Annotated in this window: 8 protein-coding genes; all 8 read left to right on the plus strand. The window is 67.0% G+C overall.

Annotated elements, in window-relative coordinates:
* Nucleotides 1-34 precede the first annotated feature (34 nt).
* The 8 genes from capB to AC3WK8_RS19350 all read left to right on the plus strand — a co-directional run bounded on the left by capB (nucleotide 35) and on the right by AC3WK8_RS19350 (nucleotide 12,809).
* Nucleotides 35-1,780, plus strand: coding sequence for a caprolactamase subunit beta (gene capB, locus AC3WK8_RS19315; RefSeq protein ID WP_103325555.1), 1,746 nt, complete (start codon nucleotides 35-37; stop codon nucleotides 1,778-1,780).
* Between the two features lie 18 nt (nucleotides 1,781-1,798).
* Complete coding sequence (gene capA / locus AC3WK8_RS19320; RefSeq protein ID WP_103325556.1) at nucleotides 1,799-3,889, plus strand: caprolactamase subunit alpha; 2,091 nt, start codon at nucleotides 1,799-1,801, stop codon at nucleotides 3,887-3,889.
* A gap of 90 nt (nucleotides 3,890-3,979) precedes the next feature.
* Entirely contained in the window at nucleotides 3,980-4,951 is a 972-nt protein-coding gene (locus AC3WK8_RS19325) for an AraC-like ligand-binding domain-containing protein (RefSeq protein ID WP_103325557.1), read from the plus strand.
* 135 nt (nucleotides 4,952-5,086) lie between these two features.
* Entirely contained in the window at nucleotides 5,087-6,331 is a 1,245-nt protein-coding gene (locus tag AC3WK8_RS19330) for an exonuclease SbcCD subunit D C-terminal domain-containing protein (RefSeq protein ID WP_103325573.1), read from the plus strand.
* Nucleotides 6,328-10,005 (plus strand): AAA family ATPase, encoded by a 3,678-nt coding sequence (locus AC3WK8_RS19335; RefSeq protein WP_103325558.1) that lies wholly within the window; start codon nucleotides 6,328-6,330, stop codon nucleotides 10,003-10,005. Before AC3WK8_RS19330 ends, AC3WK8_RS19335 begins: the two co-directional genes overlap by 4 nt.
* Nucleotides 10,006-10,231: 226 nt before the next feature.
* Nucleotides 10,232-10,846 carry a glutathione S-transferase gene (locus AC3WK8_RS19340; RefSeq protein ID WP_085598337.1) on the plus strand — a complete coding sequence of 205 codons (615 nt, stop codon included), beginning with the start codon at nucleotides 10,232-10,234 and terminating at the stop codon, nucleotides 10,844-10,846.
* Between the two features lie 125 nt (nucleotides 10,847-10,971).
* Nucleotides 10,972-11,613 (plus strand): DUF1345 domain-containing protein, encoded by a 642-nt coding sequence (locus tag AC3WK8_RS19345; protein WP_053129007.1) that lies wholly within the window; start codon nucleotides 10,972-10,974, stop codon nucleotides 11,611-11,613.
* Between the two features lie 170 nt (nucleotides 11,614-11,783).
* On the plus strand, nucleotides 11,784-12,809 hold the full coding sequence (locus AC3WK8_RS19350) for a LacI family DNA-binding transcriptional regulator (protein WP_085598342.1): 1,026 nt from the start codon (nucleotides 11,784-11,786) through the stop codon (nucleotides 12,807-12,809).
* Nucleotides 12,810-12,926: the final 117 nt, after the last annotated feature.

Consider the following 12,926-nt stretch of genomic DNA (forward strand, 5'->3'; position numbering starts at 1 on the left):
CCCACCCCGAGAACAACAAGAACTCAGGTGAGCCATGAGCACAGTAGATCCGATCACCCTCGCCGTGGTGCGAGGGGCGCTGGAAACCGCCCAGCGTGAAATGACCCTGACCCTGGAGAAAACCGGCCGTTCCAGCGTCTTCAACCTGGCCCACGACTACTCCAATGCGTTGTTCGACCACTTACCGGAAATGGTCCTCCAGGGCCAGGACATCCCGATCCACCTCGGCTCGCTGATCCCGGCGATGAAATGCGTGGCCGGGTTCTTCGGCGACGACATCCACGAAGGGGACGTGATCTACCACAACGACCCGGCCTACCAGGGCAGCCATATCCTGGACTGCTGCATGTACAAACCGGTGTTCTACCAGGGCGAACTGGTGTTCTGGGCCGTATGCAAGGGCCACCTCACCGACATTGGCGGCCCGGTGCCCGCCGGCTACAACCCGGACGCCAGGGAAATCTACGCCGAGGGCCTGCGGATCCCGCCGGTCAAGCTCTGGTCGCGGGGCCAGCGCCGCGAGGATGTGATCAACCTGCTGCTGACCAACATGCGCGCCCGGGTCTATCAGGAGGGCGACCTGAATGCCCAGTACGGCGCCTGCAGCGTCGGCGAACGGCACCTGCTGCAGCTTTTGGAGCGCTACGGTGTAGAACAGGTGCGCGCCTGCATTGGCGAGCTCAAGGACATGGCCGACCGGCACATGCGCGCGCTGCTGCGCGAGGTGCCGGATGGCCTCTATCATGGCAGCGCGGTGCTGGAGGACTCGGGCCACGGCTTGGGCCAGCTGACCATCACCGCCCAGGTGCAGATCAGCGGCGACCAGGCCCAGGTGCGCATCGACAGCCCGCCCCAGGTGCCCTATTTCATCAATTCCTACGCCGGCAACTCGGTGTCCGGGGTGTACCTTGGGCTGATGATGTTCGCCCAGGTGCCGCCGCCCTATAACGAGGGGCTGTATCGCTGCATCAGCGTCGACCTGGGGGAGCCCGGAACCCTGTGCAACGCCAGCGAACCCGCGCCCCACGTCAACAGCACCACCACCCCCATGGAAACCCTCGCCGACGCAGTACGCCAGGCCCTGGAGCAGGCCGCGCCGGAACGGGTCACCGCATCCTGGGGCCATGCCAGCGGGATCAACATCGCCGGCCACGACCCGCGCAACGATAACGCCGAGTACGTGACCATGGTCCTGGCCTCGATCATCTCCGGGGCGGGGGCCAACCAGGCCATGGACGGCTGGCCGGCCTGCGGCCCGCTGTGCTGCTTCGGCGCGCTGATGTCCGGCGACATCGAACTGCTGGAATACGCCTACCCGGTCCTCATCCACCGCTACAGCCTGATCACCGACAGCGGCGGCGCCGGGCAGTTTCGCGGCGGCTCGGGCACCTGCATCGAGATCGAACCCTTGCAGCACCCCATGACCGTGGTGGGTTTCGGTGAAGGCCGGCAGCTGCCCACCGCCGGCGCCGCGGGCGCGCGCAACGGCTTGCTGGCGCCCAAGCTCGGACGCCTGATCCATCGCCGCGCCGACGGCCAGGAACAGGCCTACCAGCACAACGCCCAGTTGACCGCACAGCCGGGGGAGCGGGTGATCAACCTCAATCCCGGCGGTGGCGGCTATGGCGACCCCTTCCTGCGGCCCCCGGAGCGAGTGGCCGAAGACTTGCGCAATGGCCTGGTCTCCCTTGAAGGCGCGCGCCTGGACTACGGCGTGGTGTTCGACACCGAACAGCGCCTGAACCACGACGCCACCCGCGCCCTGCGCACCCGCCCCTGACCCCACGGAGCATCTCCCATGAGCAAGCAACACTATCGCCTGGGCATCGACGCCGGCGGCACCTTCACCGATTTCATCCTCGCCGACCAGCTCGGCAATGTGCAGCTGTTCAAGGCCCCCTCGACCCCGCAGGACGGCACCCTGGCCATCCGCAACGGCCTGGCGCAGATGGCCGACGCCCTCGGGCGCAGCCCGGCGCAGATCATCGGCGACTGCGACCTGTGCATCAACGGCACCACCGTGGCCCTCAACGCCCTGATCGAGAAGACCGGGGTCAAGGTCGGCCTGCTGTGTACCGACGGCCACGAAGACAGCCTGGAGATCCGCCTGGGGCACAAGGAAGACGGTCACCGCTACGACGCCAGCTACCCCCAGGCGCACATGCTGGTGCCGCGCCACCTGCGCCGGCCCATCGGCGGGCGCATGCGCAGCGACGGCCAGGAGCACGCCCCCCTGGACGAGCCGGCGATCCTGCGGGCCATCGAGTACTTTCGCGAGCAGGAGGTCCAGGCGGTGGCCATCTCCTTTGTCTGGTCGGTACGCAACCCGGCCCACGAGCAGCGCGCCGCACAACTGGTGCGCGCAGCCCTGCCCGGGGTCTTCGTCTGCACCGGCAATGAAGTTTTCCCGCAGATCCGCGAATACACTCGCACCTCCAGCACCGTGGTCAACGCCTACCTGAGCCCGGTGATGCAACGCTACGTGGAACGCATCGACAGCCTGTTCCAAGAGCTGGGGGCGCAGCAACCGACCCGCTACTTCCAGTCCAATGGCGGCCTGGCCCCCGGCGCGATCATGAGCACCCGGGCGGTCAATGCGATCAATTCCGGCCCGGCCTCGGCGCCCCAGGCCGGGCTGTGCGTGGCCCGGCCGTTCGGCATCGACAACGTGATCACCGTGGACATGGGCGGCACCTCCTTCGACATCACCCTGAGCCAGGGCGGGCGCACCAACTTCAGCAAGGACAGCGACTTTTTGCGCTACCGCATCGGCGTGCCGATGATCCAGGTGGAAACCCTGGGCGCCGGCGGCGGCTCCATCGCCCACCTCGACCCCTTCGGCATGCTCCAGGTGGGCCCGCGCAGCGCCGGGGCCAACCCCGGGCCGGTGTGCTACGGCAAGGGCGGCAGCGAACCGACGGTGACCGATGCCAACCTGGCGCTGGGCTACCTGGCGGACGGCGCCTTGCTCGGCGGCAGCATCCGCCTGTCACGCCAGGCGGCGTTGGAGGCCATCGGCAGCCGGGTTGCCGAGCCCCTGGGCATCAGCGTCGAGCGCGCGGCGCTGGGAATCATCACCCTGGTCAACCTGAACATGGTCAGCGGCATCCGCCGGGTCTCGGTGGAACGCGGCTACGACCCGCGCCAGTTTGCCCTGATCGGCGCCGGCGGCGCGGCGGGCATGCACGTGATCCGCCTGGCCGAGGAAATCGGCAGCCAGGTGGTGCTGATTCCCAAGGTGGCCTCAGGGCTATGTGCCTTCGGGCAGATCCTCTCGGACATCCGGTACGACCAGTTGACTACCCTGCCCATGCGCCTGGACGACCAGCACGTGGACCTGGCGCTACTCAACCGGACCCTGGCCCGGCTGCGCGAACAGGGCCTGGAGAACCTACGCCAGGACGGTTTCAGCACCGGCAACCGGATCGACACCCAGTACCACCTGGAAATCCGCTACCTGGGGCAGATCCACGAATGCAGCGTTGAGCTGGCCAGCAGCGAGCTGGACCCGGCCGGTCTCCACGCCCTGCGCGAGGCCTTCCACAGGCGGCACGAGACGCTGTTCTCCTACAGCGAGCCGCAGAGCCCCATCGAGCTGGTGAACCTTGAATGCTCGGTGATCGCCAGGCTGCAGCACCCACCGATGCCGGAGTTGTCGATCCCCGCGCGGCAGGTGCCGGCAACGCCCCGTGAACAACGCCCGATGCTGTTCGACGAGGCCAGCGGCTGGCAACCGACACCGGTCTACCAGGGCGAGCAGTTGCAGGCCGGGCAGACCCTCAAGGGTCCCTGCGTGATCGAGGAAGCCACCACCAATATCGTGGTGCCACCGGGCTGGCAGGCGACACTCGCGCCTTCGGCCTGCTACCGGCTGACGCCTGCCGATTGACCGACCCGCGCTTTTGCCCAAAGATCACCGGCACCGTGGCTGACCACCCGGTGCTGTCCTGACTAAAAACACAAAAAAGCAGGAGTGATGATGGTTCAGCAACTTTCCACCCGTTACTGGCCCGTGCACCAATGCCAGCCCCGCTGGGCCGAGGCCATTGGCAACGCCTACTTTCCCCTGTCCCTTGAATTCAGCAGCGACGGCCCCTTCCAGGGCAACCTGCGGATCTGGGAAACCCCCAGCAGTGCCGTGGCCCTGTCGCGCCTACGCTCCAGCCGCCTGGGCTATTCGCGGAGCAAGGCGCAGGTCAGCAACGACGCCCAGGCCTGCTACCTGGTGACCATTCCCCGACGCCACGAGGTGCTGTTCGAGCAGGACGGCCGCGAACTGCGTTGCCGCCCCGGCAGCTTCATCTTCGAACGGGGCGATGCGCCCTACCGCTTCGGCTACGCCAGCGACAACGACCTGTGGGTGTTCAAGCTGCCAGCACAGGCCCTGCACGGCCAGTTGCGCGGCGCCGAGCGTTACACCCGTTTCTGTTTCGATGCCCGGCGCGGCCTGGGGCGGATCTTCGCCGACCAGTTGGCCATGTGCGCCGCGCGCTTCGACGAATGCACCCCGGCGGCGCGGCATATGCTGCTGGAACAGGCCCTGGCGACCCTGCTGCTGACCCTGCGCCAGGACGAACGGGTGCTCAGCAGCGAAAGCTCCAGCCTGGCTGCCCTGCACCTGCAACGCATCGAAAGCTACGTGGACCAGCACCTGGGCTCGGCGGAACTCAACCCCAGGCAGATCGCCAGCGCCTGCGGCATCTCCCTGCGCTACCTGCACAAGCTGTTTGCCGACAGCCCCTTCAGCCTGGGCGAATGGATTCGCCAGCAGCGTCTTTACGCGGTGCACCGCCAACTGCGCGACGCCCATTGCCGCCTGTCGATCGGCGAGCTGGCCGCGCGCTGGGGGTTTGCCGACCAGGCCCAGTTCGCCCGGCACTTTCGCCAGCAGTTCGGGTGCACCGCCAGCGAAGCGCGCGCCGGCCAGAGCAACGCCGCACCGCGCCACTGAACGCCGGCCCCCACATAGCGGCGCCGGGGAATTTGCCACGGCGCCGGGCATGAACACGCATTTGCCAGTAAACTCCCTGCCCTTTCGCCGCGATCATTTGCCATGCGGCCAAGCCTTTTGCATGCGGAGACTGCCTTGCGTCTGTTTCACACCTCCGACTGGCACCTGGGCCAGAACCTCCATGGCCAGGAGCGCGACTTCGAACACGCCTGCTTCCTCGAGTGGCTGTTGCGCCAGCTCAAGCACGAGCAGCCGGACGCGCTGCTGATCGCCGGCGATATCTTCGACACCGTCAACCCACCGGTCAAAGCCCAGGAGCGGCTGTACGACTTCATCGTCAGCGCCCACGAGCAGCAACCGGGCCTGAGCATCGTGATGATCGCCGGCAACCACGACTCCGGCTCGCGCATCGAACTGCCAGCGCCATTGATGCGCCGCCTGCGCGCCCATGCCCTGGGCCGGGTGCTGTGGCTCGATGACGGCCAGCTGGATGCCGGGCGCCTGCTGTTGCCGCTGCCCGACGCCAGCGGCAAGGTCGCGGCCTGGTGCCTGGCCCTGCCCTTCCTGCGGCCGGCGGAAGTCACCGGCCGCCATTTGGGCGAGGACTACCTCCAGGGCATCGCCCAGGTCCATGAGTGGTTGATTGCCGCCGCCGAGGAACGCCGCCAACCGGGCCAGGCGCTGATTGCCGTGAGCCACGCGCACATGGCCGGCGGCGCGGTTTCCGAGGACTCCGAACGCAGCCTGGTGATCGGCAACGCCGAGGCCCTGCCCGCCAGCCTGTTCGGCCCGCAGATCAGCTACGTGGCCCTGGGGCACCTGCACAAGCCACAGAAGGTCAACGGCGAGGAACGCATCCGCTACAGCGGCTCGCCGATCCCGCTGTCGTTCTCCGAGATCGACTACAAGCACCAGATCCTCGACATTCGCCTGGACGGTGAGCAGTTGCTCAGCGTCGAGCCGCGGCTGATCCCGCGGGCCGTCAACCTGCAACGCCTGGGCCCGGCACCGCTGGGCGAGATCCTGGCCCAGCTCGGCGCCCTGCCGGACATCGACCTGCTGGCCGAGGAGCAGCGCCAGCCCTGGCTGGAAGTGCGGGTACGCCTGGACGAACCGCAGCCGGACCTGCGCCAGCAGGTGGAAAACGCCTTGCAAGGCAAGGCCGTGCGCCTGGTGAGGATCGCGGCCGAATACGCCGGCCAGGGTGCGCACGACACTCAAGACAGTGGCGGCCAGCTGATCGAACTGGATCAACTGAGCCCCGAAGAACTGTTCCGCCGGGCCTGGCGCGATGCCTACGCCAATGAAGCGGATGAACAGACCCTCAAGGATTTCGCCCTGCTGTTGCAGGACGTCCAGCACGAAGGTGAGCAGCCATGAAGATCCTGGCCATCCGCCTGAAGAACCTGGCCTCCCTGGCCGGCCCGTTCGAGATCGACTTCACCGCCGAACCCCTGGCCAGCGCCGGCCTGTTCGCCATCACCGGACCCACCGGCGCCGGCAAGAGCACCCTGCTCGACGCCTTGTGCCTGGCGCTGTTCGGCGCCGTGCCTCGGCTGAACAACATCGCCAAGGAAAACAAGGTTCCTGAAATCGACAGCGATATCTCCACCGGCGACCCACGCACCCTGCTGCGCCGTGGCACCGGCAGCGGGTTCGCCGAAGTGGATTTTTTCGGCATTGACGGGCACCGCTACCGCGCCCGCTGGGAAACCAACCGCGCCCGCGACAAGGCCACGGGCAAGCTGCAAGCCAGCCGACAGAGCCTCACCGATCTGGACAACAATCAATTGCTGGCCAGTAGCAAGCGCGATTACGAACAACTGATCGAATCCAAGCTGGGGCTCAACTTCGCCCAATTCACCCGGGCTGTGATGCTGGCCCAGAGCGAGTTCAGCGCCTTCCTCAAGGCCGACGACAAAGAGCGCAGCGAACTGCTGGAAAAGCTCACCAACACGGCAATCTACAGCCAGCTGGGCAAGCGCGCCTTCAGCAAGGCCAAGGAAGCCGACGAAGCGCACAAGGCCCTCACCGCCCAGGCCAGCGGCGTTGCCCCGCTGCCAGCCGAGGAACGTGCCGAGCTGGACCAGCAACTGGGCGCCGCCCGTGACCAGCTCAAGGCCCGGCAACTGCAACTCAAGCAGCTGGAGGCCCAGCACGGCTGGCTCAAGGAATTGCGCCAGTGGCAGGAGGCCCGGCACAGTGCCGCCGAGCAGTTGCAGGAAGCCGAGGCAGAGGTGCAGGTCCTGGCCCCCGAACGCCTGCGCCTGGAGCGCCTGGAGCAGTTGGCGCCGCAGCGCCATCAGTTCCTGCGCCAGGTCGAACTGACCGCGACCCTCGCACCTCTGCAACGGCAGATCGAGCAGCAACAGGCGCAACAAGCGCAGTTGCAGCAGCAACAAGAACAACGACAGCAGCAGGTCCAGGACAGTAACGCCAACCTGGCCCAGGCCCAGGAGCAATCCAGCGCCAAGGCGCCGCTGCTGCGCGAAGCCTTTGCCGAACAAGGCAACCTGCAACGCCTGGAGCAGGAGCTGGCCCAGGCCACCCAGGCCCGGGAGCGCGCCGAGCAGGCCAACACCCAGGGCCAGCAGGACATCCAGCACTTGCAGGAACAGCAACGCCTGGTGGCCGAGCGCCTGGAGCGGATCGCCGGGCAACTGCAGCACAGCGCCACCCTCGCGCCTCTGAGCGAAGCCTGGGATGCCTATCGCGGGCGCTTGCAACAGCTGGTGCAGATCGGTAATCGCCTGAACCAGGGCCAGGCGGAACTGCCGGGCCTGGAGCAGCGCGCCGAAACCGCCGCCCGCCAATTGGGCGAGCAGCGGTCGCAGTTGGAGCTGCTGTACCGCGAAGCCGGCGCCGAACCCCAGGCCGTGGCCGAGCAGATCCAATTGCTGGGCACCCTGCTCCAGGACAACCGCAGGCAGCAACGCTCGTTCGAGGACCTAGCCCGGCTCTGGGCTCAGCAGCAGGAGCTGGACCAGCGTGCCCAGGCCCTGCAGGACAAGCAACAAACCGCGGCGACCCAGCGCGAGGAGCTGAACAAGATCGGGATCCAGGCCAAGGCCGAGCTGGTGATGGCCGAGCAGGCCCTGAGCGTGACCCAGGCCCTGCTGGAGCGCCAGCGCCTGGCCCGCAGCGCCAGTGTGGAAGAGTTGCGCGCGCAATTGCAGGACGACCAACCATGCCCGGTATGCGGCAGTGTCGAGCACCCGTATCACCAACCCGAGGCCCTGCTGCAGAGCCTTGGGCGCCATGACGAAAACGAAGAAGCCGCCGCCCGGAAAGTCGTGGATGGGCTCAAGGAGCAACTGGCCGAACTGCGTGCCCAGGTCCAGGGCCTGATCGCCCAGCAGAAAGACCTGCTACAGCAACAGGAACAACTGGCCACCCAACAACAGGCCCTGGCCCCGAGCCTGCAAGCCCATCCCCTGGGCGCCCAGCTGCTGGACCAGGACCCGCCCCAGCGCGATGCCTGGCTGCAACGGCAGTTGGAGCAGTTGCAACAGAGCATCGGCCAGGACGAGCAGCGCCAGGACGCCCTGTTGACCCTGCAAAAGGATGCCGCACGCCTGCAAGGCCAGTTGCAGGCCGCCGTCGATGCCAGCCAGCGGGCCGCCCAGCAACTGGAGAAGCAGCGCGAGCAGCTGGACGCCGATCGCCAGCGCCTGGACGAAGAGCTCGGCGGCTTCAGCCAGTGGCTGCCCGGCGAGCTGCTCGACGGCTTGCGCCGTGACCCGGCGGCGAGCTTCATGCAGCTGGACCAGCAAGTGCTGCAACGCATCGAGCAACTGCGCGAACAGCAGGATGAAACCCAGGAACAGCAGCAGCGCCAGCTGGCCCTGGACAAGGAACAAGACCGCCAGCAGACCCGCCAGCAGCAATTGCACGACGCCCGGCAGCAGGCCGAGGCCCTGCACCAGCAGCAACAGGCGTGTCAGCAGCGGTTGGCCGAGTTGCTGGGAACCCACGACAGCGCCGAGCACTGGCAGCAGCAGCTGGAACAGGGCGTCGAGCAGGCCCGCATGGCCCAGGCCGCGGCCCAGCAGCAAGCGCAGGAACTGCAACAGCAGCTGATCCAGCTGGCCGCCGAGCTCAAGGCCGGCCAGGAGCGCTGCCAGGCCCTGGAAGCCGAGCAGCAGCAACTGGCCGCCAGCATCGAGCAGTGGCGCGCCCAGCACCCGCAACTCGACGACGCCGGGCTGCAAGGGCTGCTGGAACTGGACGACAGCCAGGTCCGCCAACTGCGCGAGCGCCTGCAGGCCAACGACAAGGCCATCGAGCAGGCCCGGGTACTGCTCGAGGAGCGCCAGCAACGCCTGGAGCAGCACCAGGCCCAGCACAACGGCAACCTGGAAGCCGAGGAGCTGGCCCAAGCCCTGGAAACCACTTCGCAACAAGCGCTGGCCGACGAACAGCAAGTGGCCGAGCTGCGCGCCCGGCAGAGCGAAGATCAACGCCGCCAGGAGGCCAACCAGGCCCTGGTCCAGGGCATCGCCCAGGCGTACGAGCAATGGCAGCGCTGGGCCCGGCTCAGCGCCTTGATCGGCTCGGCCGAGGGCGACAAGTTCCGCAAGATCGCCCAGGCCTACAACCTCGACCTGCTGGTGCACCACGCCAACGCACAACTGCGCCAGCTGGTGCGGCGTTATCGCCTCAAGCGCGGCGGCAGCATGCTCGGCCTGCTGGTGCTGGACACCGAGATGGGCGACGAACTGCGCTCGGTGCATTCGCTGTCCGGCGGCGAGACCTTCCTGGTGTCCCTGGCGCTGGCCCTGGGGTTGGCGTCCATGGCCTCCAGCACCTTGAAGATCGAATCGCTGTTCATCGACGAAGGCTTCGGCAGCCTCGACCCCGAATCGCTGCAACTGGCCATGGACGCCCTCGACGGCCTCCAGGCCCAGGGCCGCAAGGTCGGGGTGATCTCCCACGTGCAGGAGATGCACGAGCGCATCGCGGTGCAGATCCAGGTCAGCCGCCAGGGCAATGGACTAGGGTCTGTTGCCGTTTCGCCGCAAGCCGCGTTGCCGCGACAAATGGCGCCAGGCTAGGCGTGGAACGCAGGCAATGGTTGTTCCCTTGCCAAGTCCCGCAACGACGCATGGCGCCATTTGCCGCGCAACCCGAAGGGACGGGCCAGTTTTAGCGCGGTACGTCGTTACTCGAACGCTCATTTGGACGGCCAAACCTCGCGTCTCGTGCCTAGCCCCGCGCTAAAACCGGCTCCGGCGCGGTCGCGGCGAAACGGCAACAGACCCTAAGCCACCCGGAGGTGAAATGAACGACGCCCAGGCCACCCTCTACTCGTTCCGCCGCTGCCCCTATGCCATGCGCGCCCGGCTGGCCCTGCGCTATGCCGGGGTGAGACCACGGATAGTCGAAGTCAGCCTCAAGGCCAAGCCACCCGAAATGCTGGCGCTGTCGCCCAAGGGCACGGTGCCGGTGCTCAACGTCGGTGGGCAGGTGATCGATGAAAGCCTGCAGATCATGCTCTGGGCCTTGGAACACAATGACCCCGGGGACTGGCGCCTGCTGGGCGATCCTCAAGCCCGGGCGCAGATGGCGGGGCTGATCGAGGACAACGACCAGGTGTTCAAGGTCCACCTCAATCGCTACAAGTACGCCGAGCGTTACCCCGAAGCACCGATGGAGCATTACCGGGCCCAGGGCGAACTGTTCCTGGCGCGCCTGGAGCGGCTACTGAGCCAGCAGCGCTATCTGCTGGGCGGCCATCCAAGCCTGGCGGACGCGGCCCTGCTGCCCTTCGTCCGCCAGTTCGCCCATGTCGACCGCGACTGGTTCGCCCAGGCGCCCTACCCGGCGCTGCAAGCCTGGTTGCAGGGCTGGCTGGAGTCCGAGCTGTTCAGCGCGATCATGGCCAAGCCCGCCTGACACCGAGTTGCGCTTGCCCGGTAACGGGCATGACGGTATCTACAGGCCTGCGCAGCTACCACCAGGCGAAACCGGCAAAACTGCCGTGCTAAGGTTCAGCACCTGTCCTGCAACGGCGAGTCGCCATGTCCATCGTGATCCGTACCCATCCCCGCCTGACCTTCGGTGTCCTGGCCGGCTGCATCGCCGGCTTGCTGGTGCCGGCCCAGACCCTCACCGGCAAGATCCTCATCGGCTGGAACGTGGCGGTCTGGACCTACCTGGCGTTGATGTTCTGGCTCACGGTCCGGGCCCGGGCCGACCAGGTCAAGCGCATCGCCGAGGCCGAGGACGAAAACGCCGGGCTGGTGCTGCTGATCGTCTGCGTCGCCGCCATCGCCAGCCTGGTGGCCATCACCCTGGAACTGGTGGGCAGCAAGGACCTGGACACCACCCGACGCCTGCTGCACTACGGTTTCACCGGCCTGACGGTGATCGGCTCCTGGCTGCTGGTGGGGGTGATCTTCAGCGTCCACTACGCCCGCCTCTACTACACCTGGGACGGCCCGGAACCGGCCCTGCGCTTCGCCGAGAACCTCAAGGATCCCGACTATTGGGATTTCCTGTATTTCTCCTTCACCATCGGCGTGGCCGTGCAGACCTCGGACGTCGGCGTGGCCACCCGCGAGCTGCGCAGGATCGTCCTCGCCCAGTCGCTGATCGGCTTTTTGTTCAACACCGCGATCCTGGGCTTTTCCATCAATATCGCCGCCGGGCTGTTCAGCTAGCCCGGCAGCGGCTCGCAGCCCACCGCTGGTCAGCTGGGCAAAGAACGCGGGCTGTTTTCCCCCTGCAACAGACTTGACGGCGCAACCGATTCTGCGGTTTCCTGAAACCGGTTTCAGGGCAACCTCACAGATCCTGCGAACCGATAATTCCAAGAACAAGGTCAGCGCCCGTGAATCAGTTTTCCGCCGCCCAGCGCAGCCGCGTCACCATGCTCGATGTCGCCCACCGTGCCGGGGTCTCCAAGGCCAGTGTGTCGCGCTTCATCGGCGAAGACCGCGCCCTGCTTTCCGACGCCATCGCCCTGCGCATCGAGCAAGCCATCAGCGAACTGGGCTATCGCCCGAACCAGATGGCCCGCGGCCTGAAGCGCGGGCGCACGCGCCTGATCGGCATGCTGGTGGCCGATATCCGCAACCCCTATTCGATTGCCGTGATGCACGGCGTGGAAACCGCCTGCCGCCTGCACGGCTACAGCCTGGTGGTGTGCAACACCGACCGCGACGACCAGCAGGAAGCCCGGCACCTGGCCAACCTGCGGGCCTACAACATCGAAGGCCTGATCGTGAACACCCTGGGCCACCACTTGGACCAATTGCAGCAATTGCAGGAGGAAATGCCCATGGTGCTGGTGGATCGCAAGCTGGCGCAGTTGCAGGCTGACCTCGTGGGCCTGGACAACCCGGCGGCGGTGCACCTGGCCATCGAGCACCTGGAACAACAGGGCTACCGCGACCTACTGCTGGTCAGCGAACCCCATGACGGCACCAGCTCGCGCCTGGAGCGCAGCACCAGCTTCCACGCCGAGATCGTCCGCCACCCCTCCCTGCGTGGCCAGGTGCTGGAAACCGGCGCCGGGCTCACTGCCGGCCTGCAGACCTTCCTCGACAGTCCCGGCGCCGGGCCCAAGGCGCTGTTCTGCGCCAATGGCGTGGCTGCCCTGGCAGCCACCAATGCCCTGCGCCAGCTTGATCGTCCCTTGTTCGGCGAGCTGGGCCTGATCGCCCTCGATGATCTGGACTGGTACCCGCTGGTGGGCAACGGCATCACCGCCCTGGCCCAACCCACGGCGGCCATCGGCGCCAGCGCCTTCGAATGCCTGCTCAAGCGCCTGCGTGGCGACAGCGGCCCGGCCCGGGTAGTGGATTTCCCCGCGCAATTGATCGTCCGCGGCTCTACCTGCCAGGCCCGAGGATAAGGCTGTGCAAGGCCGTACGAGGCTGGGTGCATCGCGTGTGGCCGCTGCCGCAGGCTGCACATGGGCGCGCAGCGGCCACAAGGTGCAGCAAGCACAGGGACAGACAGCAACACAGTA

Source organism: Pseudomonas sp. FW507-12TSA, from assembly GCF_058781435.1.

Coding starts and splice junctions, on each gene's coding strand:
- AC3WK8_RS19340 (WP_085598337.1), top strand. CDS start 10,232: ATGAACGACGCCCAGGCCACCCTCTACTCGTTCCGCCGCTGCCCCTAT.
- capB (WP_103325555.1), top strand. CDS start 35: ATGAGCACAGTAGATCCGATCACCCTCGCCGTGGTGCGAGGGGCGCTG.
- capA (WP_103325556.1), top strand. CDS start 1,799: ATGAGCAAGCAACACTATCGCCTGGGCATCGACGCCGGCGGCACCTTC.
- AC3WK8_RS19335 (WP_103325558.1), top strand. CDS start 6,328: ATGAAGATCCTGGCCATCCGCCTGAAGAACCTGGCCTCCCTGGCCGGC.
- AC3WK8_RS19345 (WP_053129007.1), top strand. CDS start 10,972: ATGTCCATCGTGATCCGTACCCATCCCCGCCTGACCTTCGGTGTCCTG.
- AC3WK8_RS19325 (WP_103325557.1), top strand. CDS start 3,980: ATGGTTCAGCAACTTTCCACCCGTTACTGGCCCGTGCACCAATGCCAG.